Raw genomic sequence first — 22,357 nt, 5'->3', positions numbered from 1 at the left:
TTGCGCGTCTTGTCGCGGGGACGGCAAGCGCGCTTTCTACACGTTTTTGGATTGTTTTTCGTCTTGCAATGAAAATGGGTTTTTCGGTTTACTTGTTTTTGTTATCCACCATGACAGCCAGCAAAATCACGACGGCTTTGGCAATCATTTGGTAGTAAGAGGACACATCCAGCAGGTTCAGGGCGTTGTTCAAGAAGCCGATGATCAGCGCACCAATCAAGGTACCCATGATGCGGCCTTTACCGCCCATCAAGCTGGTGCCGCCCAGCACGACCGCGGCGATAGCATCAAGCTCGTAGCCCATGCCTGCGGTTGGCTGTGCAGAAGAAAGACGAGAAGTCACGATGATGCCCGCCAGTGCAGCCAGCAGACCACAGATGGCGTACGCGCCGATTTTGACTTTGTCGACGTCGATGCCTGAAAGACGCGTTGCAGATTCGTTGCCACCCAGCGCGTAGATGTAGCGGCCGAAACGGGTGTGGTTAAGCAAGTACCACACCGCCGCGAACACAATCACCATCAACCAGACAGGAACAGGAATGCCCAGCGCGTAACCTGTACCGAACCATGCAAACGCATCTGCGGTGTCAGTAAAGCCTGTTGAGATAGGGCGACCTTCGGTGTACACCATGGTCACACCGCGCAGCAAGGTCATGGTAACCAGCGTGGCGATGAAGGCTTGCACCTTGCCTTTGGCGATGATGATGCCGCTGATCGCGCCCAATACAGCACCTGCAAAGAGGGCGGTTGGCACGGCAATCAGCACAGGCACTTCCATCGCGATCAAGCTGGCAGCAAAGGCACCACACAAGGCAAGCACAGAGCCGACGCTCAGATCGATGCCTGCGGTGAGGATGACCAGCGTCATGCCGACGGCAATGATGGCGTTAATCGAGGTTTGACGCAGGATGTTGAGAATGTTGTCGACGGTAAAAAAGTTCGGACTTAAAAACGACACAACAACAATCAGAAACAGTAAGGCAATCAGAGATTTTTGTTCAATCAACCACGCTTTGCTAAACAGCTTTTTGCTGTCGGCTTGTGTGTTTGGTTGGGCGACTGGGTTGCTACTCATGCTGCATCCTTCTTAACGTATTTACCTACAGCGCAGGCTAGTAATGTTTCTTGGTCGGCGTCTTTGGCGATGAATTCGCCAGTAATGCGCCCTTGGTGCATGACCATAATGCGGTCGCTCATGCCGAGCACTTCTGGCATATCCGAAGAGACAAGGATGATGCTCATGCCATCGGCCTTAAATCGGTTAATCAGTTGGTAGATTTCTTTCTTCGCGCCCACGTCCACGCCGCGTGTTGGTTCATCAAGGATCAACACGTGTGGTTTGGTCATCAGCCCTTTGGCGATGGCGACTTTTTGCTGGTTGCCCCCGGAGAGGTTGCCAATCAATTGTTCACGGGTCGGGGTTTTGATGTTGAATAATTTGATGAAGTCATCGACGGCAATGACTTCGTCACTGTGACGGATTTGCCCGCCGTTGCTCAGTTTGTCGAGGGTACACAGCGACATGTTTTCTTTGACGGAAAGGCCGAGGATTAAACCGTCGCCTTTGCGGTCTTCTGAGATGTACGCAATGCCGTTGGCAAGGCCATCGCGCGGGCTGATTGGGTTTATGATTTTGCCGTTGAGTTTGATGTCGCCGCTGTGCAGCGGTTGTGCGCCATAAATGGCTTTCATCAACTCAGTGCGGCCTGCACCCATCAAGCCCGATACGCCAAGAATTTCGCCGCGTTTGAGCGTGAAGCTCACGTCGTTGATCCCAACGCCAGAGACATTAATGACTTCTAAACTGGTTTCACCATGGGTGGCTTCGATGCGTGGATACTGTTCATCGAGCTTTCTGCCCACCATCATTTCGATGAGTTGATCTTCGTCGATGTCTGCCACTTGGCATTCGCCAATGAAGCGGCCGTCGCGCAATACCGTGACGTCGTCACAAATGGTGAAGATTTCTTTTAATCGGTGGGAGATATAAACAATCCCGCAGCCTTGGTCGCGAAGCTCATTGATCACGCTAAACAGCGATTCGGTTTCGGTGTCCGTTAGCGCATCGGTCGGTTCGTCCATGATGATGACATTGGAATCGAACGACAGCGCCTTGGCGATTTCTACCATTTGCTGCTCACCCAGCGATAAATCACCGAGCAAGGTTTTCGCGCTGTGCTTCACGTTCAATCGGGCAAGGAGCTTATCCGCTTCGGCATACATCTTGTCCCATTCAACACGACCAAATTTGCTGGTGAATTCGCGGCCAAGAAAAATGTTCTCGGCAATGGTCAATTGAGGGATCAAGTTCAGCTCTTGGTGGATGATGCTGATACCCGCGAGCTGAGAATCGCGTGGGCCTTTAAATGCCACGGACTGACCTTGGTAATGAATGCTGCCGCCATCCAACGCATGGATGCCCGTCAGTGCTTTCATCAGCGTGGATTTGCCTGCGCCATTCTCGCCCATCAATGCCATAACGCGACCGGGATAGACATTTAAACTCGCCTTATCCAAGGCTTTCACGCCGGGGAAGGCTTTTTCTATCTCGTTCAGCTGCAAGATTGCTTGAGTCATATTTCGTCCTCAGAACGTTGGATTAAAACACCACACCCGTTTGGAAAATCACATTGGCGTAAGGGGTGCATTCGCCAGTGCGGATCACGGCGCGACTGTTGTTGGTGCGCTGTTTAAATGCTTCATGGGAAACGTATTGGATGGAGAAGGTTTTACCGCAGCGTTGTTCTTCCTGCTTGAGTGCTTCGAGCAAGGCTTGGTGGCATTCAGGGCTGATGGTGGCGAACTCTTCGGCCATGATAATGCCTTCAATCTGTGAGTCGGTCAGGTAAACACGCACGGTGTCTAGGAAGCTCGGAACGCCATGGGTAAGTGCCAAATCAATGCGCTGAACATGTTCGGGGATCGGTAAGCCAGCATCGCAAATGGTCACTTCATCGGTATGACCAAGAGTGCCTGTGAGGTAGGCAATGTCGGCGTTCAGTAGGGTACTTTTTTTCATGTATTAACCTTGTTATGTCGGTTATTCGTGATGACGTGTCGTCTTTTTTCTTGGTTAAAGACATCAAGGCACAGCGTCATGTAGGTGTCATCGAAACGTTTCGCCAACGATAATCGAAACGTTTCGATGGATCTTGTTTCGTGTTTCTGGTTGTGATTTTGATCGGCTATTTGGGGCGATTTTGCGCGCTGAATTTGAGCTAATTCACTAACTGCTCATTCGCGAAAGGAGAAAATCTGCGGGGAAGTGAGCATGTTTTATGTGGCAGGGTGGCGAAAAAAGAAAAGAGGCCAGGTGGCCTCTTCCTGTTATCGCAAGATGTTGCTCTTTATTAACGACAAGCAACACACACGCGGCGGTTGTTATAGTTGTCTTGATAATACTGACCATAACCGAGCGTATAGGTTCTGCCGCTAGGTGTTCTAACTGTCGCGCTCAATTGCGTATTGAACTGCATGACAGTATTCACACTTGGCCCAGAAAGATACACCGTGGTGTTATACGTTTGTCCATATGTGCTCTTTTGTGAACCGATAGGTGAACCGTTCGCATAAAACTGAACCGTTAGGTTCGGTGGCACAGCAAATGCGTAAATACCAGTTACCCAGTTGCCACCGTGGCCATGCCATGCCACACCTTGATTTTTGATGTAGGTAGCAAGGTCAGTTTCGGTAGTATCTGTGATGGTTGTAGTCGCTGAGTGTTGGTCACTCTTGTTGTTCTCTGTCCATGCCGAAAACACAAAGTTCTCAGCGTTTTCGAAATCCGCAGTTTTCAATGTTGTGACAGTCACTTCGATGGCCGTCGCGTCTTCTGGAATTGAGACGCTAGCTCCATCGCTGGTCAGTGTGGCTGTCGTATCACCGTCAACACCTACGTAATTGATGGCCACGCTGGCATTGACGTCTGAACCGATTGTTGCCGTTCCATTTGTCAGTGCTAGCAATACATCAGTGTCTTTGGGTAGGGCTTTATCGAATGTCACTGTGTATGTGACGGATTGTCCTTCGTTAACCGTGCTTGCTGATGCGGACACATCGGTAACATCGGCATCTAAATCGCTGTTAAATAGGGTTTCTTCGTAACACTTATAGGCTTCTTGCGTATTTGTTGCTAAGGCGCTGATACGCGCAGGGTACAAGCCTACGGACACTTTTTCGCCTGTTGATGGCTTATAACGCCATAACCATGTGCTGTTCAGATTGCCGTTTACATTTTGGTTTTTCGCTGCGATAAGGATTTGACCATTTTGATCGTGCGTTGCCGCTGTCACGAAATCAGTGTAGTGAAAGGCTTTAACGGTGAGTGCAGCTGTCGAAGGGTCAACCACATAGGTACGTGTGTTGGTCACAAACAGTAGCTCATTGTCATGGAAAATGAAATCACCCCAGTTTGTGAAACCACCTACAACGACACCCGAAGGGAAAGCGCCAACTTCTTCGAGCGCTAAGGTGTTCACATCCAATTTGTAAAGTTTGAGGCGATCCGATGCATACAGTTCGCCTGTCGCTGGGTTGAACGCCATTCGGAACAGTTCTTTCGCGAGTTGACCAGCTAGAACATGTTGTTCAGTTGCGTGATCATAGTAGGCAAGCTGAATGGCCTCCACTTGGGATGCATGAAGATCTAAACTTTTCTGTTCTGCATCTGTCGTTGAGTTTTCGTAGTCTGTAACGTGGTAGCGCGTTGGAATAGGCGAACTCACGTAATAAGTGCGGTTTGTTGCTTCGTCGTATGACATCGCCGCAGCACTAAACAGTGCGCGAGAAACGAGAGGAGAGCGCTCGCCATTATAAGCCGTTGTGACTTTCTTATCGTCCTGGATATCAAGGAACATCCCCACGTGACCACGGCCAGCATTCATAGAATACACATTACCATAGCAGGTCGCAGCAGCTTGCCCTGCTACAGATAAGCCTAATGCCAGTGCCAGGCCTTGTAGTTTGTAATTCATTCGAATCTCCATGCATTAATTCACATTAAATGCCCCTCCGTGTTTGAATTTTTATAGTTGTAGCGGAAGGTGCGCGTGAATTTTCCCCTTTAAAGATGTGGTATTTCGTCTTAATTGGGAGACTTGTTAAACATAAAACAAATGCACTGTTTTACATATTGGAACCTGCTCATTTGATGCTTTAGAAATGATACTTACGTTTTTTTTTCAGGATGCTGGTGACGCAGTGATTACGGGGCGAGGAGGATTTTGGGGGGAAGCAATAAAAAAGCCCGTGGTTGCCACGGGCTTTCAAAATTAGAGGGAGCTGGCTTGTTGCGGTGTGTCTGTTTGTGTCATTTGGCGCGCAAGTTCGTGGAAGGTGGCAGACTCGTGTCCGTCGTTTGCACTGTACGCTTGGCACTCCAGAATGAGCTGGTGAAGGCTCGTCCACTGAAGGTTTGCTTGTGCTGCGATCTTTTCTGGCAGTTCGCGCATCAGTTGTGAAACGCCTTCTTCATTGGCAGGTAAACCTAACGAGATTAAGCACTCCATGCGTTCTTTTGAGGTGCGGCGTAGTTGTTGAAGAAGTGGCGCTTGTAGGCGGATGTTCGCTTCAATCGCTTTGCTGTCGCGCTCGGTATAAAGGCTTTGTTGTTGCTTTAACAGAGACAGCAGTTTGTTGTAGGCCTTAATGTCGTTACTCATTGAACGAAGAAAATATTGAATGCGTTGAGGTGCGGCTGATTCCATGGTTGTTCCTTATGCTCAGTGCCTGTTTATCTCATTTAACGTCATACACATTGAAGAACGTCAGCGAAGTGAGGCTTGAGACGTTGCGCAGCAAAACAGTCTTGCTTGCGAGTAGTGGTGCGAATCCATCGCGTTGAAAGGCGTCCAATATATTGCTGGTGTTTCATACAGCTAAGTATATACCCAAACAACGTAAAGAGGCAGGATTCAGCAAGCGTCTTCAGGTTGCTCTGGTACAGACCCTGAGTTGTACTCGAACTGTTGCTATCAATTCGAGGGGAAAAAACCAGAAATGCCAACTTGCATCAATAAATCATGGGATTAAGGGCAGCAGCCCTTCTTAGAGTGTTTTGAGATACTGGCGAGGTGTGAGGCCGAACTCTTGTTTGAATCGGCTCGCGAATCGCGCTTCAGATTGGTAGCCGCACGTGAGTGCGACATCCAATTGCGAGCGGGAAGATTGCATCAAGCTCAAGGCGTAATTCATTCTCACATGCGTGAGCACTTGGCGGAACGAGGTATTTTCCGCATTCAGTTTGCGCACCATGGTCGCGCGACTCATGGAGAAATGATTGGCGACGGTTTCAATATGATGCGCTTCGCCAGGGTTGATACTGAGATAACTCGCCAAGCGCTCTCGCACGCTTTTCCCTTCCCCTGGAAACAATAAATGCAGTGCGCCAACGTGTTTGAGTTCAGCATAAAAACCCAAAAGGAATTGCCGTTGTGTGTCCTGTGAGAGGGCTTTTTCTGACATGTCGAACAAGGTGTTAAAGCAATAATTCAGTTGCGGTGTCACCTGTACCCGCAGTTCGGCATGAGGTGCTTTATCAGCAGAGGCCTGAATCCATTCGGCGGGAGGCGCTTCATGAAACGTCATGGTGCGCGAAAAGAATTGAGATTGGTCTGGCTCGTTTACAAACGTCAGGTAATGACTGGCTGGCACAACCAACCAGTCAGACGGTGTATAACGGTGGGGTGCATCGTGCCACCACAATTGTTTGTGACCGCGATGTACCCAAACAATGGTCGGTGCATGAATCAGCACATTCCGAAGGGGCTGGCTTTGCGTGCCACGAAATTGGCCAGTCTGCACCAAGAGTCTTGTCATACGTTTCCGTCTCGTTACCTGTTTTCGTTCTTATGTCGATTTACTCAGTGACAAACGTTGCGGTAAGCGTGGCTTTGTCGAGAGCCGAACTATTTAGCATGTAGCCGATGAGCGCGTTTGATGGTTTTTCTGGCAAACCTAGGGTTTCAGAAGGTAACGCCCACACCGTGAATTGGTAGCGGTGCATGCCATGACCTTTGGGTGGACACGCGCCGCCAAAGCCTGTTGCGCCGTAATCGTTCCCCATTTCTTTCGCGCCTTTAATGTCACCTGATGCACCGCGTTTTACGCTGTGTGTGGACGCAGGAATATCCAATGCGACCCAGTGCCACCAACCGCTGCCTGTTGGCGCATCAGGGTCAAACGCGGTGATCGCAAAGCTTTTGGTGCCTTCTGGCGCATCGCTCCAGCTTAGCTGTGGAGAAAGGTTGTCTCCTGTGCAGCCAAAACCGTTATAGGCAAACGTATTCGCCATACGCGAGCCTTCTTGAATATCTTGGCTGGTGAGTGTCATGGCGGAACTTGCAAAAGACGTTGCTGCAAGCAGTGCGACCAAGAGTTTTGTTTTCATCATGCTTCTCCTCAGTAAGTGAACGAGAGTCAGTGTATGAAGAAGTCATGCGCCAAAATGAACATTGAGGCTCAATATTTGAATTGTAATGGCTTGTTTGAGCTTTAGTGTTATTTATCGAGAGGCTGAACGAAAGTGAACGTTGGTGAACGCGGTTTTTCCCATTCGGTTTTTCGTTAAGTCCTCGGCAAATTCGACATGAGAGCGCGACAAACCGCGTGGAAACGCGCACTTAATTCAGCGTTTCTGGTATGGTTTTTTTAAGCTTCGAGCATCTTCAGGTTGTTTGGGTATATACGGCGTTGCAAGCAGAAGGAAAAGGATGACCAGCAATAGCGAAAGGTTTTCGATCAGCAATGAAAAAAGCAATGTGGATGTGATGCGTTTAAAGACGTTGCTCGCCGGCTCTTACTGGGCACATGACCGTGATACAGACACCATTGAGCGGTCCATCGAGCACTCTGAATGTTTCTCTTTGTTTGATCGCGAGAACCTTGTGGGCTTCGCGCGTGTCGTAACGGATTACAGTACATTTGCGTATGTGGCAGATGTCATTATTGACCCCGATTATCGTGGGCAAGGATTGGGGAAATGGTTGGTGGAGACAGTGGTGAATGATACGCGCTGGAAAGGGCAATTAGTGATGCTCGCGACAGATGATGCACACACGCTGTATGAAAAGTATGGCTTTTCAACCAGCCAAAAACTCATGGGTATTAATTGTCGGTAACAGAACAACGAAGGAAGGGCGGCAACATGCTAGACCGTGAAAACACAGGCCTGATTGTGGTGGATGTGCAAGGTAAACTCGCGCAATTGGTGCATGACAGTGATACGTTGATCGCTAACACTATGAAGCTGGTGAAAGGTGCTCAGGCCTTGGGTCTACCGATTGTTTCGGTTGAGCAAAACCCTGAACGACTCGGTTCGACGGTCGATGAGCTTCAAGCGCTGTTAGCGGGTAACCCCGCCATTCCTAAGTTCACCTTTGACGCCTGCAAAGCCCCTGCTTTTCTTGAAGCGATAAAACACGCCAATGTGACCACTTGGCTCATTTGCGGCATTGAAGCGCACATCTGCGTTTACCAAACCGCTCAACATCTTCACCAACTCGGCTGCACGGTCGAACTGGTTCAAGATTGTGTTTCTTCCCGCGCCCCAGAAAATACGCACCTCGCTATCTCAAGGCTTTCCTCGGAAGGCATCGGTATCACTGGCCTCGAAATGTGCCTTTACGAGCTGGTGGAAGATTGCCGAGCTGATGGATTCAAAACAGTGCTTGGGTTGGTGAAGTGATCAATTAACACAAAGTAGCCTAATCCTAAATAAACCCAAACTCTAAAAGCTTCTATCTTATTGATCAAGAATAACTATTTTCGATTTTAAGTTGCGAATTTTATCAGTGAAAAACTATATAATTCTGCTCGATAAATCTTGAAATTCGATATTTATAGGAAGTATTAGTAGTGAAAAGAGTTCTTTTTTCAATTGTATTGTCAGTGTTTTTAGTTGGGTGTGGTTCGCCAAGATATTTAGGTACAGCAATTCCGGATGTAAGCGAAAAGCCTGAAGTCGTAATAGTACAAGATGCAGAAACCCGACCTGGGTTCTTAGATACAATGGAAAACTGGCTTGACAGGCATAATTACACTTACAGTGTTGTACCTGACAAGTCTAAGCATGATCTTTCCAAATTGACATTGGAATACGAAGGTCATTGGGGGTGGGACTTGGCCCTATATCTGAAGAATGCAGAGATCAATGCGTTCAAAGATGGTCAGAGAGTTGGCGAAGTTACTTTCAAAGTTCCATATACTGCAAATCCAAGTAAGTTTGGTGTTGCTGAAACAAGAATCAATTACATGATGGATGCTTTGTTTGGGAAGATGACGCCTGAAGAAGCTACCAAAGCCGCTAACTCATCTAAATCTAGCGCAACAAAGTAAGCCCTAAATAGGAGCCGAACGTTGTTCGGCTTTCGAGTCTATATTCCTCAATGCACTCCACTCTCAAGCCTCAGACAGATCTTATCCTCCTCTTTGAATAAAGTACGCAGATACACATGCTAGCGCGTTGCACCAAGGTTTCTTCTTAAACACCTGAAAGGCAAGGAAGCGCGGCGTCATTTGCTCTGATTCGTACCTAGGTTTATGCGTTATGAATATTAAAAAGCCGAGGCTTGGTGAGCCCGCACCATGGTTTGAGTGCCGCTCCCCGCAAAGCCCTAAATTCAAATTTCATACGGTCGCAGGGCGTTACATTGTGCTGCACTTTTTCGGTTCTTTGACGCAGGATATTTGCCGAAAAACCGTGGATGCCTTCTTTCAATTTGAAGATACTTTCGATGCGTTTTCGTGTTCGTTTTTTGGTGTGACAACTGATCCCAGCGACGGCTCGGAACCGCACTTTGATGGTCGCGCTTTAGGCGTGCACCTGTTTCAAGATTTCAATAAGCAGGTGAGTGCAAAATACGGTGCGGTGAATGCGCAAGGTACGCCTTTACCACAAACATATGTATTGGATGAGCGCCTTCGTATTGTTGCCAACATTGCTGTGTCTCCGTCGCAGTTTGGTGAGACGCACGTCGCGAAGGTACTTTCGGTAGTCTCGAATTTACCGACCCTGAAGCCTAGCGCCATCGCTGATATTCCAGCACCTGTGCTTATTGTTCCTCGCGTTTTTGAACCGGCTTTTTGCCGAGAACTGATCAAATTTTATGACGAAAGGGGCGGTCAAGAGTCTGGCTATATGCAGGAAATTGGCGGCAAAACCGTTTATGTTGAGAACCACAAACATAAGCGCCGAAGTGATGAGGTGATCGACGATCAAGCCTTGCGTGAAGCCTGCATGATGCGAATGAAGTTTCGCCTGTTACCTGAAATTCAAAAAGCCTTTCAATTCAATACCACGAGAATCGAACGCTACATTGTTGCTTGCTATGACAGTGCAACCTCTGGGCATTTTCGCGCCCATCGTGACAACACAACTAAAGGCACAGCACATCGACGCTTTGCGGTTTCAATAAACCTCAATACGGATGAATACGAAGGCGGAGAGCTCAGCTTTCCTGAATTTGGCCGTCAACGCTATGTTGTGCCCGCAGGCGGCGCATGTGTGTTTTCTTGCTCGCTACTTCACGAAGCAAAGATGGTCACCAAAGGCTCTCGCTACGCGTTTCTCCCGTTCTTGTATGATGACGCCGCCGCAGCTATTCGCGAAGAGAACAGGCAATTTATTGAAACAAACGATGCGTGAGTTTTCCTTCCTAGGAGGTTGGATCTTGTTCTTGGTGAGCAAAAATGTATTTTCTCGGGGCATGAAGCTCTGTTTTTCGACGCTTGCTTCTTTCGGACTTTCTTTGGTTTACGCGGTAAATGTCTTTGCCAGCAGCAATGCATTTATCGATGATTTTAGTCTTATCGAACCAAGCGTGAGCGAGGTAATCTCACACAATAAAACCGTGGTTTACGAGACGGATTTCAACATTCCTCTTCAGCTTTCAGATGCCGAATCGTATGCAAAACAACACGGATTAGCGTTGGCAATAACGTCGTTTGAGCAAAAAAGAGGCGGTGGTGGGTCTGGCTGTGGGCACTCTCCAGTATGCATCATCGTTCTACCGTTCGTTTTGTTTAACGCCATGTCTTCTTACACCATTGATGTGGCTACATTTTCAAAAGACGATCTGTTTTTGTTTAGCACCGAATATGATCAACGTAGTGGTTTATTATTGGACGTGACCTTTGATGAATCGCTGAATGCCAGTGTATCCATTGACTCCAGCCAACTTATAAATCGTGTGTTTGTTCAGTCAGCCTCTCGTGATGACAACGCAAACATTGTGGAAGCGTTGTATACGGCGTTGCCAACACTTCCTGATGATAGTCCGTTTCATTTATTCGTTTCTGAAGTTGTTCACTTCGCTCAGTGGCAAAACCCTGATTGGGAGTCCGAGCAATTAGAACGCGCAAACGTGGCATTAAAAAACGGTAAAAACTATTCGGAAAATCAAACGACAGCATTAGTCAGTCTTGTGTGTCAGGTCGTTGCTTCCAAGAGTGGAGAGTCGCCGAGTGCTGTGCTGTCTTATACCTCGGCAATCGAATCGACAGAAAATAGCCAGAGTGTGCTGGATTGTGTGAAGGACGATGAAGCTTATACGGTTGAACAGCAAGCAGAAATAGATAGATTGGCCAATAGGCAGCTTTCTGCGTTTTGTCATGATGCCGATAGTTTTGAAGTTACGGATTGGCATGAAAATATAGAACGCTTTTATCGTGATTACTCACCTATGATGAAAAGCGCGGCGATGCGTTGTTCTGCTCCACCGTTCAACATCTATCAACGTTGGTATGAAGACCAAAAGGTGTCTCAGGTTGATTATGAATATCTCGCGAAGAACCACGCTAAGAAGAGCCGGACATTGCGTGATAGCATGACAGTGGCTGACCCTAACGTGCTTGCCGCGAGATTAAATCTGGCCTCGGAATCTCGATATGCTGCTGCAGATATTCTGAGTGAAATTGAAAAGCATCAACCCGCAATAAGCGAGCAAACCGCACGCCAACTTAGTCACTTATATTGGTTGGATCTCTATAGCATAAGCTCTTTTCCTTTCTTACCCGATACCGATCGAGACATTGAGAAACAGGCGCGCATTTTACGAATTCTTTCCAGCACATCGGCTGAAATGAAAAGGCACATTTCAATCGAGTTTTCAGCCCATTTAGATGATGAAGCGTTGTTTGATTCTTATGCCAAGGCAGCATTTCGTGTTCTATTTTCGAATGAAATACCTGACGAGCTAATGCGCCTCCTGGTTGAAAAAACGCCGAGTGTTGAAGACGTTTCGTCAGTGCAATCACAGTATCAAGTCTCGACAAATGTTGATGACAATGGTGAGCCTGAACACTCGGATTTGATCTGGCTGGCTCTGTACCTAAATCCAACGTTGGGTCATTCGGTTGAGGACAGTTATCCGGCAGCATTGGCTGAACATAACGCCAATAAATCCGACTGGTTAGACGGTGGGCGATCATTGCTTAATCAAGTTGAGGGCTTGTTTTAGCTGTCTGTCTCCACCGTCGATCTCATTAGGATTACAACCACCCCTTCCGCTTGAAATACAGCAACGGTGCGATGCCTGATGCCACCATTAAGCACAGGGCAAAAGGGTATCCATAGTGCCACGACAGCAGCGGCATGTTTTCAAAGTTCATGCCGTAGATACTGGCGATAACCGTGGGTGGAAGAAAGACGACAGCGGCGATCGAGAAGATTTTGATGATCTGGTTTTGTTCGATGTTGATGAAGCCTTGCGTGGAGTCCATCAAGAAGTTGATTTTGTCGAACAAGAAAGTGGTGTGAGAGAGCAGGGCGTCAATGTCGCGCACGATTTCGTTCAGATCTTCTCTGTGTTCACTGCGAGATTGAAGGTGGCGCAGCAAGAATGAAATGGCGCGCTGCGTATCCATCAAGCACAACCGAACCTTGCCGTTGCTATCCTCTTGGCGAGCCAATTGGCTGATGCATTCTTCAAGATCGGAATCGTCATCTTCTAACACGGCATGACTGATTTTCTCTAGCTCACGATGCAAATCTTCCAACATATCTGCATGGTTTTCGACCTTCTGTTCCAAGATCGTTAGCAATAGCGTTTCGATATCTTTGCAACGAATCTGACCTCGGCGCGCCCTCAGTCTCAATAAACGAAAATCGGCAATATCCCCGTCGCGGATCGTGATGAGTCGTTTGCTTTGTAAGATGCAGGCAACCGACACAGTGTTGTGTTTGCCTTCGCTTTTCGCGAGGAACAAAGAGTGAACATGAAGGCCACGTTTGTCGAGGAAGAAACGTGCAGAGGATTCGATTTCATCAACATCGTCAGATTCGGGCAATTCAATGCTGAGAAGTGAGCTAATAACGTCTCTTTCGTGCTCGCTGGGAGCGTGGGCGTCAATCCAGGCTGCTTTTTCGACGAGCAGATTCATGTCGTCGTAATCATAGGCATGTATTTCAGTGATGAGCCCAGCATCAATGGTAAAAAAACGCAGCATGTCGCCTCCCTCGTTTGGATTGGATCGGCTTGGTCTGGCGTGAAGTGGCTTTCAATCGAGAAGTGCTCACTAACAGTGTGGTAGTGAATATAGAAAACCTTCAAGTCACCGGGTGGCTTATTGTCGAATATTTGAAGAAGTAGTGTGAAAGTGGGTTAAGAAGGAATCATCCTCCCCTTGAGGCAGGGGAGGATGTGCGCTTTGTATAGCTTTGCACAGCTTTGTGCAGTTAGTGCGAACTTACTTGAGAGAGTTCTTCTGCATGAGTTCTTCAGCAACACCTTTAAGCACCATTTCATCCATGACGAAATTCACGGTGTTCAGTAAACGCTGTTCGCCTTTTGGAATGAGATAACCGAATTGACTGCGGGTGAAGGGTTCGTCACAACGTGCCGCTTCTAAACGCGCGTCAGTCACTTCATAGAACATCCCTTCTGGCGTTTCAGTCACCATGACATCAACATCACCGGCAGCCACGGCTTTCGGTACATCAAGGTTGTTTTCGTAGCGGGTAAACGTTGCATTAGGCAGGTTTTTATCTGCGAACTTTTCATTGGTGCCGCCAATGTTTACGCCAACGCGAACCGAGGCTTTGTTCACTTCTTCCAGTGAATTGAATTTTTCAACGTTACCTTTTGCCACCAAGAAGCATTTGCCAAACACCATATAGCCTTGCGTTTGCTCTGCTGCCAATTGGCGAGACATACGGCGTGTAATACCGCCCATGGCGATGTCGTATTTGTCTTCTTGAAGGTTGCTCACCAAGCCTTTCCATGTGGTTTGAACCAACTCAAGTTTCACGCCAAGCTGGTCGGCAAGGTGCTGTGCCACATCAATGTCATAACCTGAAAACGTGTTACCGTCGTAAAATGAAAACGGTTTGTAATCACCCGTGGTACCTACTCGGATAACGCCTGCTTCTTGAATATCTTCCAACTGATCTGCGTTCGCAATGCCTGAAAGGCCTAATCCACTTAGACCCATCGTGGCGATAAGGAGTGCTTTTTTCATTGTTCGTCCCTTTTGTTTTCGCACAAGTTTGCTTGTACTTGCATCCAATTTTCATCGTATCAGTATGGTTGAGCGAAAAGGGTCAAACTATTGAGAAGAGGTTTAGATCGTAAGCTGGCACTTTCAGCTCAAACGACGCGTGTTTTTGGATCTTTTCACCGACTGTGATGTTCAATTTCCTTTTCCAGTGGAATAATAGCGGCCGCTTTTCCTTCCCTATTTGATGTGGTGTGTGATGTTGTCTGAAAGACGTGCGTCTTTTGTTTTGCTGATTGTGACCGTGCTGGCTGCGTGGGGATGGATCTTCTCTAAGGAGGCGATACAGGGTTTGCCTCCGTTTGGTTTTATTGGTCTTCGCTTTTTGTTTGCGTCTATCTGCTTGCTGCCGTTTTGTATTGGCAGTTTGAAGCGCGTTGATAGGGGCGACTTAGTGCGTGCATCGGGCGTTGGCAGTTTATTGTCTGGGGCCTTGCTGTTCTGGATCTTCGCCATGTCAGTGAGCACATCGCTGGGGGAAGGGGCATTCATCATGAGCCTTTCCATGCTGATCGTGCCTTTGGTCGCGTGGGGACTCTTTAAACAAACACCGCCGCGAATTTTCTGGGTATCCATGCCGATCGCGGTTGCTGGTTTGGCGCTTTTGTCGTTGGGTGGTGTGGGTTGGCAACTGTCGCCCAGTCAGATTTGGTTCCTGCTGGCTGCTGTTTTTTTAGCTATCCACTTTAACGTGAACAGCCGCTACGCGAAGCGGATCCCGACCTTGGTGCTCACCTGTGTTCAGCTGTTTACGACGGGCGTGATTGCTTCATTGGTGTCGCTGTGTGTCGAAACCTGGCCTGACGTAATACCTCCTGCGATTTGGGGTTGGTTCACATTGAGTGTGGTGGTGGCGACGAGTTTGCGCTATTTGCTGCAAACCTTTGGGCAAAAAGGCGCGAATGCGGCAAATGCGGCCATCATCATGATCTTAGAGCCTGTCTGGACTGTAGTGCTGAGCGTGGTGTGGTATCACGAAGCCATGCCTGCTCATAAGATAGCGGGCTGTTCAATGATTCTGCTGTCTTTGCTTATCTACCGCGGTAGTCAGCCACTCAGGCATTACCTTCGCCGCAAGCTCAATTAAGCAAGCTGACTGTCTACCCATTGGAGAAACGTTCGGACTTTTGGGCGGTTTTCTGTGCCTTGTGGACACAAAATGCTATGGCATCTTTGTGTCTCCATGGCGGGATAGGGCGCAACAAGCTCGCCGGATTCTAGGGCATCCTTCACGAAACGATAGCGACCCATGGCAACACCTAATCCATTTCGAGCGCAGGTGACCGCCATGTCTTGGTGGCTGAGTGTCATGAATTGATTGTGGGTATCTATGGCGACCTTGTGTTGTTTTGCCCACCGTTTCCAAGCTGTCGATTTTTTTGCATAGAGAAAATTGACGCGCTGCAAAGAAGCTAACCCATCTTCAAAGAGACGGTGGTTTTTAGCATAACCCGGCGTGCAAACCGGTATGTATTTTTCACCAAACATCCGTTTGCTGTGCATGTTTGGTCTTTCATGGTCTCCAAAGTAGATTGCGATGTCGATGGCATGCACATCAAAATCGAGCTCGACATCATTCGTAATGATATTGAGGTTGAACTTGGGATACTTCGCTTTGAAGTCGGCTAATCGAGGAATCAGCCATTCGTTGGCAATGCCCGGCGATGTGGCAAGGGTGAGTTCGCCAGACAGTTCAGTTGTTCGAATGTTATCAATTTCGCTGAAGATAGAATTCAGTGATTTAGACAAGGTTGCTTGAAACTTCTCACCTTCCTCTGTGAGCGCCAACTTGCGTGTTCGCCTGACAAACAGGTTAAACCCCAATTCTTTTTCCAACACTTTTATCCTGTGACTGACCGCGCCTTGAGTGAGGTGGAGCTCTGTTGCCGTCTCAGTAAAACTCAGTGTTCTTGCGGCTGAACTGAAGGTATGCAAATTCCGCAGAAGAGATTGATGATTCATAAGATGTCATGCATTAAAAATTTTAATTCATAGTGTGCTTTAACTGGTTTGTTTGCAATAAAAATTAATGTGTAAATACACCCAATGTCTTTGCATTTCTGCGTTTACGGAGCAAAACCCACGGTAGAGACAAACAATTTTTTATCACTTTTCTTGATAACATTTTTGGGGGCTACATGAATATCCTTGGATACATGCAAAAAGTCGGTAAAGCATTGATGGTGCCCGTCGCCACCTTGCCTGCTGCGGCGATCTTGATGGGGGTCGGCTACTGGTTAGATCCTGTTGGCTGGGGCTCTGAAAGTATCATTGCGGCCTTTTTGATCAAATCTGGTGGTGCGATTATTGACAACATGGCGGTGTTATTTGCCATTGGTGTCTCATTTGGATTGAGCCGCGACAAAAATGGCGCAGCGGCGTTGGCCGGATTCATTTGTTTTACGGTGGTGACCACCTTACTGTCACCTGCGACAGTGAGTCAGTTACTGAGTGTGGCAGCAGATGAAGTGCCAGCCGCGTTCGGCAAAATAAACAACCAGTTCATCGGTATTTTGGTCGGTATCATTTCTGCGGAAATCTACAACCGCTTCCATACTGTCGAGCTACCTAAAGCCTTGGCCTTTTTCAGCGGCAAGCGATTGGTACCTATCTTGACGTCGATTGCCGGCATTTTTATGTCGTTCATTCTGCTCTACGTTTGGCCTGTGGTATACGACGCACTGATCGTGTTTGGTAACCAGCTGTTGGCATTAGATGCGGTTGGCGCAGGGTTATTTGGCTTCTTTAACCGACTCACATTAACCATTGGCATGCACCACGCGCTTTATCCGGTGTTTTGGTTTGATGTTGTTGGCATCAACGACATTCCGAACTTCCTCGGTGGCGCGCAATCTATCGCAAATGGTACGGCGATTCCGGGCAAAACGGGCATGTATCAGGCGGGCTTCTTTCCCATCATGATGTTTGGCCTTCCAGCTGCTGCTTTGGCGATGTACCACTGTGCCGATGCGGAAAACAAAAACGCGACGTTCTCTATCATGCTGGCTGCGGCAATGGCTTCTTTCTTCACGGGCATCACAGAGCCGCTTGAGTTTAGCTTTATGTTCTTGGCACCAGCACTTTACTTTATTCATGCCGTGCTCACGGGTGTGTCTCTTTACATTGCTGCGAGCATGGAATGGATGGCAGGCTTTGGTTTCTCTGCGGGTTTCGTTGATTTCATCCTATCAAGCCAAAACCCGCTGGCGACGCAATGGTACATGTTGATTGTTCAGGGTGTGTTCTTCTTTGTGGTCTACTACTTCGCTTTCCGCTTCGCGATTGTGAAGTTCAACCTAAGCACACCAGGGCGTAACGAAAAATCAGAAGGGAGCGCGAGCGCACAAGACATTGGCCCGCTGACGCTTGATTACATTGAAGCGATTGGTGGAGCAGACAACATTGTTGAAGTGGATAACTGTGTGACGCGACTAAGACTGACGGTTAAAGACTCTGCCATGGCAGATGCCGACAAACTGAAAAAGCTCGGTGCAGCAGGCGTCATTCCTATTGGTAAAGCGGGTTTGCAAGTGGTTGTTGGCTTGGGCAAGGTCGATAAAGTTGCGGAGCAAATGAAAAGCGTACTCGCGAAGTAAGTAATGAACTAAAGCGGAGTAAGTTCAATGAGATTTAACGGGCAGTAACTGCTGTCTATCCTTCCCCCTAGAAGCGCTGTTTCGCAATGAATGCGATGCGGCGCTTCATCCTTTTACTGCGAGATATTGCTCCTTTTACTGCGAGTCGTTAGGTCTCTGCATATTGCGTCTTTAAGAAATCAAGCATTACGCGGCACTTTCGCGGCAAGTAAGCTTGTTTTCGATAGTAGGCAAACAAGCGAAAGGGGCGGCTTATACCCGCGTCAGGCAGCACAGGAATCAGTACTTTTTCATGCACTTCGTTTTGAATGATTAAGCGCGGTATATAGACGATGCCTTGATGTTGAATGGCGGCTTGAATCAATACCTCTGTGCTGTCAGAGCGTATTGCAGAGGTGATTTTGACGGACGCTCCCTGTTCGAATGTCCATTCGCTTCCCATTTTTCCTTCAGTACTCTGCTTTCCATTTCCTACGCCGTAAGTGAGGCATTGATGCTGTTCAAGATCAGCAATGCGACGGGGTGTGCCGTGAGTTTCAAGGTATGACGGAGATGCAAACAGGCCGTTCTGAAACGTCATTAATGGCACCCCAACAAACATTGCTGCATCGAGCTGTTCGACTTCTCTTGCGATAGAAATATCAGCGCCTTGCACCGGAATCTCGTCATAGTTTGTATTGGTCAGGTTGAGTGAGATGTCTGGAAACTGTCGTCTGAATGTGTCGAGTTGCGGCATAAGCACTCGGCTAAGCACAAGACTGGGTGAAGCCAGAGAAAGAACGCCCGCGGGTTGCGTTTTTCGGTGTTTCGTTTCGGCGAGCAGCTCTTCCCAGTCGGTACCGATTTGGCAGAAGGTTTGATAAAAACGTGCACCATCTTCTGTGACGGCCACATTCCGTGTTGTGCGAGCCAATAGCTGCACCCCCAAGCTCGCTTCGAGCTCTGCAATCTGCTTACTCACCACGGAAGGCGTGATATTCATGACCTTTGCGGCAGATGCCATAGAACCTTGTTCGACGACATGTTTAAACAAAAGGGCATGTTTGAAATTGGTCATGACGGCATTCGTTCATTTTTGGAAACTGATACTTCTAATATTTGGTGATTATCTTGATATGGGCAATAGCTAGAGTGTCTCGATATTCATCAACGAGGGAAAAGAAGCCAATGAATTTGACGGACTATGTGGTTGAAACCGTTACGTGGCAGGCCAAGCAGGGCGTGAGTACGGAAGACATGTCAGCAGCCATTGATGACATGCTGGTGGATCTGAAAACACTACCAGGTTTTCTGCACGAGACGCTTTGCCAAGCCAGCAATGGGGATTGGATGCAGCTCTATTATTGGGAAACGGAACACGACGCACATCAATCGAATACCTTGATGGCAGATAAAGCATCGTTTGTGCAGTTGTTGGCGTTGATTGCCCCGGATTCTGTTGCGATAAACGTGTATGCGCCTGTGCAGGCATCTTCTGGGGTTGTGTTTACTTAACGGGAAACGAGAAGGGTAGATCGCGGGGGAGAAAAGCGTGGAGCGTGCAGCGGGAATCGAACCCGCATCATCAGCTTGGAAGGCTGAGGTAATAGCCATTATACGATGCACGCGCTTGGGATTAATGTAGATCGGCGGGATGTTCCCTGCAAGATATTGCTTTTTGATCAATGCATTAATGTGAAGGTGAAGGGTAAATGGTCAGGCTTTGAACAATCATTGGCGCTGTTAAGCGCCAATGCCGATCAGTTCTTTGACGTTTTTCAGATAGCGACGACTGATTGGGACAGTATGTTTGCTGAGCGTGACGATTTCCGCCAATCCGTTGTCGAGCAGTTTAATTTCGCTGATATGGTGGATGCTCACCAAATACTGGCGGTGGCAACGCACCAAGGTGGTTTTGTCTTCCAGTGTTTTCAACGTCAGTTGCGTACTGGCAGATTGTCGATCGGAGCGCACATGCACGCCGCTAAGGTCACTGTATACGCATTCCACCTGTTCGATGGGAATAAGAAGGATGCGGTGGTGGCCTACACAAGGGATATGTATGAGCTGCTCGGGAGCAATGGCGGCGTAGTGCGGTTTCGGCGCGATCTTCTCGCTTTGCTTATTGAGGCGCTGCAAGGTTTTCTGCAGGCGTTTGGGTTCAACCGGCTTGAGCAAATAATCGAAGGCATTGTCTTCAAAGGCCTGAATGGCGTATTGATCGTAAGCGGTCACAAACACCACCTGCGGCATGGTGTCTGGATCTAACATGCTCAAAAGTTCGATGCCGGTGACTTGTGGCATTTGAATATCAAGAAAGACCACGTCGGGCCTTAATTCATTGATTTTCTTTAGTCCAACAATGGCATTGGACGCATCACCAATAACCTCAATCAGCCCGCTTTCTAACAACTGTTCTGCCAGTTCCTCACGAGCAAACTGCTCATCGTCAATTACCAGCGCTGTTAACATTGCCTTATGCACCTTTACGCATTCATGAAGCGGGGATAATAAACGTCATTCTCGTAAAGGTGTTTGGCTCACTCGTGATTTTTAGCGATGCGTCACGCCCAAATTGATGCGAGAGGCGTTTTGATACGATATCCAATCCCAAACCCACATGTTCTTCATCAGGCGCGTGGTAACACCCTGCATTGTCTTCAACGGTGATGGCGGTGTTTCCGTTGATGGTTTCGCTATAGATTCGCACTGTGCCCCCTTCAAGCAAGGTGGATATACCGTGTTTAATGGCATTTTCAACCAAAGGCTGCAAGGTGAAGCTCGGCAGTGTTGTCTCAAGCAGGGCGCTGTCAATTTCGACGCTGACTGAGAGCCTGTCAGTGAAACGGGCTTTTTCAATGCTCAGATAAGCATCGACGTGGGCGAGCTCTTCGCGAAGCGTCACGGTATTGATGTTTTGTTTTAAGTTGCTCCTGAAAAATTGCGACAGGTTCTGAATCAATTCACGGGCCTTGTCGGGGTCACGACGAATGATTGCGCTGATGGTGTTCAATGCATTGAACAGAAAATGCGGGTTGACTTGTGCTTGCAGCAGCTTGATTTCTGATTGGGTCAGTAGGGACTTTTGTTCAAGGTAACCACTAAACAGAATTTGGCTAGACAGCAATTGCGCAATGCCTTCAGCCATCGACATGTTGATGGTCGAGAAGAGCTTGTGTTTTCGTTCGTACAGCTTGATGGTGCCGACTACCTCATCGCCCGTGCGAAGCGGGATAATCAGCGCTGAGCCGAGCTTGCAGTCGGAGGACAAGCTGCATTGATATGGGCGTTCAGCACCATCAAGGTAAATGATGCTGTTTTTTGCCATGGCATCGAGCGTGCTCTGAGAGGAGATGGGTGTGTTCGGTTTATGGTGATTATCTCCAATGCCGACGAAGGCGAGTATTTTGTTTTTATCGGTGATTGCGACTGCGCCTACCTTGGTTTCTTCGTAAATAATGCGGGCGATTTTCTCGGCATTGTCGCTGTTAAAACCACTGTGCAGAATGCCAACACAACGATCGGCAATCGTTAATGCTCGACGGGAAAAGGTGGCGGAATATTTCTCGAAGATGGTTTTTCTGTCTTGCAAGATGCTCATGAACAAGGCCGCGCCAAAGGCGTTTGCAATGATCATGGGGGCGGCAATGGCTGAAACCAGATTGTAAGCTTGGTCAAAGGGCTTAGCGACGATCAAGAGAATGAGCATTTGCACCGCCTCTGCCACAAAGGTAATGCCGAACACCACAAAGGGGTTAAACAACTGTGCGCCACGGTTTCGTTTGATCAAGTACACATGCAAAAAGCCACCAATCAATCCTTCTGCGGTGGTGGAGATTGCGCAGGCGACATCGGTGAACCCGCCCAAGGTATAGCGATGAATGCCGCCCGTTAACCCCACCAGAAACCCGACAACAGGCCCACCAAACAAGCCACCCATGACAGCACCAATGGCGCGGGTGTTGGCAATGGCATCGTCAATTTGCAGGCCAAAGTAGGTGCCGAGAATACAAAAACCGGAAAACAACACGTAACAAATGAGTTTGTTGCTCAAGCGGGAAGAGATGTTCAGCAGGGGAAGAATGATGGGTGTTTTACTGAGCATATAGGCCAACACGAGGTATACACACATTTGCTGAAGGAGCGAGATAATCAATTCCATGTTGCGCCTTTAATGGGCAATGCCCACGCTATTCGAAGAGAGTCATGGTAGAAAGTAGGGGCATTTTAACGTTCAAAAATCTATAAACAACAAGAGCCTGCCGAAGCAGACTCTTAATGTTGCACTTTCT

21 protein-coding genes and 1 tRNA gene are annotated in these 22,357 nt (G+C 48.1%); 8 read left to right on the top strand and 14 right to left on the bottom strand.

Annotation, left to right across the window (positions count from 1 at the left end):
• Nucleotides 1–88 precede the first annotated feature (88 nt).
• The 7 genes from rbsC to EQP46_RS03750 form a co-directional block, all read right to left on the bottom strand.
• Nucleotides 89–1,075, bottom strand: a complete 987-nt coding sequence (rbsC, locus tag EQP46_RS03780; protein ID WP_129492370.1) for a ribose ABC transporter permease — start codon at nucleotides 1,073–1,075, stop codon at nucleotides 89–91.
• Nucleotides 1,072–2,577 carry a ribose ABC transporter ATP-binding protein RbsA gene (gene rbsA / locus EQP46_RS03775; RefSeq protein WP_129492369.1) on the bottom strand — a complete coding sequence of 502 codons (1,506 nt, stop codon included), beginning with the start codon at nucleotides 2,575–2,577 and terminating at the stop codon, nucleotides 1,072–1,074. The genes rbsC and rbsA overlap by 4 nt, the downstream gene beginning before the upstream one ends.
• A gap of 22 nt (nucleotides 2,578–2,599) precedes the next feature.
• Complete coding sequence (rbsD, locus tag EQP46_RS03770) at nucleotides 2,600–3,019, bottom strand: D-ribose pyranase (RefSeq protein ID WP_129492368.1); 420 nt, start codon at nucleotides 3,017–3,019, stop codon at nucleotides 2,600–2,602.
• 331 nt (nucleotides 3,020–3,350) lie between these two features.
• Nucleotides 3,351–4,973: a hypothetical protein gene (locus EQP46_RS03765; RefSeq protein ID WP_129492367.1), complete on the bottom strand. Its 1,623-nt coding sequence runs from the start codon at nucleotides 4,971–4,973 to the stop codon at nucleotides 3,351–3,353.
• A 297-nt stretch (nucleotides 4,974–5,270) separates the two neighbouring features.
• Nucleotides 5,271–5,705, bottom strand: coding sequence for a flagellar protein FlgN (locus tag EQP46_RS03760; protein WP_129492366.1), 435 nt, complete (start codon nucleotides 5,703–5,705; stop codon nucleotides 5,271–5,273).
• A 340-nt stretch (nucleotides 5,706–6,045) separates the two neighbouring features.
• The gene (locus EQP46_RS03755; protein ID WP_129492365.1) at nucleotides 6,046–6,816 is read right to left on the bottom strand and encodes a helix-turn-helix transcriptional regulator; all 771 of its coding nucleotides are present in this window, start codon (nucleotides 6,814–6,816) and stop codon (nucleotides 6,046–6,048) included.
• A gap of 40 nt (nucleotides 6,817–6,856) precedes the next feature.
• Nucleotides 6,857–7,387: a YbhB/YbcL family Raf kinase inhibitor-like protein gene (locus tag EQP46_RS03750; RefSeq protein ID WP_129492563.1), complete on the bottom strand. Its 531-nt coding sequence runs from the start codon at nucleotides 7,385–7,387 to the stop codon at nucleotides 6,857–6,859.
• Between the two features lie 322 nt (nucleotides 7,388–7,709).
• Here EQP46_RS03750 and EQP46_RS03745 point away from each other — a divergent pair, with 322 nt between their 5' ends.
• The 5 genes from EQP46_RS03745 to EQP46_RS03725 all read left to right on the top strand — a co-directional run bounded on the left by EQP46_RS03745 (nucleotide 7,710) and on the right by EQP46_RS03725 (nucleotide 12,455).
• Nucleotides 7,710–8,117 (top strand): GNAT family N-acetyltransferase, encoded by a 408-nt coding sequence (locus EQP46_RS03745; RefSeq protein ID WP_129492364.1) that lies wholly within the window; start codon nucleotides 7,710–7,712, stop codon nucleotides 8,115–8,117.
• Between the two features lie 26 nt (nucleotides 8,118–8,143).
• Complete coding sequence (locus tag EQP46_RS03740) at nucleotides 8,144–8,683, top strand: isochorismatase family protein (RefSeq protein WP_129492363.1); 540 nt, start codon at nucleotides 8,144–8,146, stop codon at nucleotides 8,681–8,683.
• Between the two features lie 170 nt (nucleotides 8,684–8,853).
• Nucleotides 8,854–9,333: an Sbal_3080 family lipoprotein gene (locus EQP46_RS03735; RefSeq protein ID WP_129492362.1), complete on the top strand. Its 480-nt coding sequence runs from the start codon at nucleotides 8,854–8,856 to the stop codon at nucleotides 9,331–9,333.
• 211 nt (nucleotides 9,334–9,544) lie between these two features.
• Complete coding sequence (locus EQP46_RS03730; protein WP_129492361.1) at nucleotides 9,545–10,642, top strand: redoxin domain-containing protein; 1,098 nt, start codon at nucleotides 9,545–9,547, stop codon at nucleotides 10,640–10,642.
• Nucleotides 10,623–12,455, top strand: a complete 1,833-nt coding sequence (locus EQP46_RS03725; protein ID WP_161972837.1) for a hypothetical protein — start codon at nucleotides 10,623–10,625, stop codon at nucleotides 12,453–12,455. Before EQP46_RS03730 ends, EQP46_RS03725 begins: the two co-directional genes overlap by 20 nt.
• Nucleotides 12,456–12,486: 31 nt before the next feature.
• On the opposite strand, the gene corA is transcribed toward EQP46_RS03725, so the two are convergent.
• Both corA and EQP46_RS03715 read right to left on the bottom strand, forming a co-directional pair.
• The gene (gene corA / locus EQP46_RS03720; protein WP_129492359.1) at nucleotides 12,487–13,443 is read right to left on the bottom strand and encodes a magnesium/cobalt transporter CorA; all 957 of its coding nucleotides are present in this window, start codon (nucleotides 13,441–13,443) and stop codon (nucleotides 12,487–12,489) included.
• A gap of 240 nt (nucleotides 13,444–13,683) precedes the next feature.
• A complete protein-coding gene (locus tag EQP46_RS03715) occupies nucleotides 13,684–14,454 on the bottom strand; it encodes a transporter substrate-binding domain-containing protein (RefSeq protein ID WP_129492358.1) in 771 nt (256 codons plus the stop codon).
• Nucleotides 14,455–14,689: 235 nt separating this feature from the next.
• Between EQP46_RS03715 and EQP46_RS03710 the strand changes: the two genes are divergently transcribed.
• Entirely contained in the window at nucleotides 14,690–15,577 is an 888-nt protein-coding gene (locus tag EQP46_RS03710; RefSeq protein WP_129492357.1) for a DMT family transporter, read from the top strand.
• Here the strand turns inward: EQP46_RS03710 and EQP46_RS03705 are convergent.
• Nucleotides 15,574–16,452 (bottom strand): LysR substrate-binding domain-containing protein, encoded by an 879-nt coding sequence (locus EQP46_RS03705; protein ID WP_129492356.1) that lies wholly within the window; start codon nucleotides 16,450–16,452, stop codon nucleotides 15,574–15,576. The two genes, EQP46_RS03710 and EQP46_RS03705, sit on opposite strands and share 4 nt — an antisense overlap.
• A 176-nt stretch (nucleotides 16,453–16,628) precedes the next feature.
• On the opposite strand from EQP46_RS03705, the gene nagE reads away from it, so the two are divergent.
• Nucleotides 16,629–18,086, top strand: coding sequence for an N-acetylglucosamine-specific PTS transporter subunit IIBC (gene nagE / locus EQP46_RS03700; RefSeq protein WP_129492355.1), 1,458 nt, complete (start codon nucleotides 16,629–16,631; stop codon nucleotides 18,084–18,086).
• Between the two features lie 148 nt (nucleotides 18,087–18,234).
• Here nagE and EQP46_RS03695 read toward each other — a convergent pair whose 3' ends face one another.
• Nucleotides 18,235–19,143, bottom strand: coding sequence for a LysR family transcriptional regulator (locus tag EQP46_RS03695; RefSeq protein WP_129492354.1), 909 nt, complete (start codon nucleotides 19,141–19,143; stop codon nucleotides 18,235–18,237).
• A 110-nt stretch (nucleotides 19,144–19,253) separates the two neighbouring features.
• Here EQP46_RS03695 and EQP46_RS03690 point away from each other — a divergent pair, with 110 nt between their 5' ends.
• Complete coding sequence (locus tag EQP46_RS03690) at nucleotides 19,254–19,580, top strand: hypothetical protein (protein ID WP_129492353.1); 327 nt, start codon at nucleotides 19,254–19,256, stop codon at nucleotides 19,578–19,580.
• Between the two features lie 38 nt (nucleotides 19,581–19,618).
• Here the strand turns inward: EQP46_RS03690 and EQP46_RS03685 are convergent.
• The 3 genes from EQP46_RS03685 to EQP46_RS03675 all read right to left on the bottom strand — a co-directional run bounded on the left by EQP46_RS03685 (nucleotide 19,619) and on the right by EQP46_RS03675 (nucleotide 22,227).
• Nucleotides 19,619–19,693, bottom strand: a tRNA-Gly gene (locus tag EQP46_RS03685).
• 115 nt (nucleotides 19,694–19,808) lie between these two features.
• The gene (gene btsR, locus EQP46_RS03680; protein ID WP_129492352.1) at nucleotides 19,809–20,537 is read right to left on the bottom strand and encodes a two-component system response regulator BtsR; all 729 of its coding nucleotides are present in this window, start codon (nucleotides 20,535–20,537) and stop codon (nucleotides 19,809–19,811) included.
• 22 nt (nucleotides 20,538–20,559) lie between these two features.
• Complete coding sequence (locus tag EQP46_RS03675; RefSeq protein ID WP_129492351.1) at nucleotides 20,560–22,227, bottom strand: sensor histidine kinase; 1,668 nt, start codon at nucleotides 22,225–22,227, stop codon at nucleotides 20,560–20,562.
• Nucleotides 22,228–22,357 lie beyond the last annotated feature (130 nt).

Origin of the sequence: Enterovibrio baiacu (genome assembly GCF_004120195.1) — a bacterium.
Lineage (GTDB): Bacteria > Pseudomonadota > Gammaproteobacteria > Enterobacterales > Vibrionaceae > Enterovibrio > Enterovibrio baiacui.
Note: the sequence above shows the minus strand (reverse complement) of the source record. Positions and strands in the feature narration are given on the sequence as shown.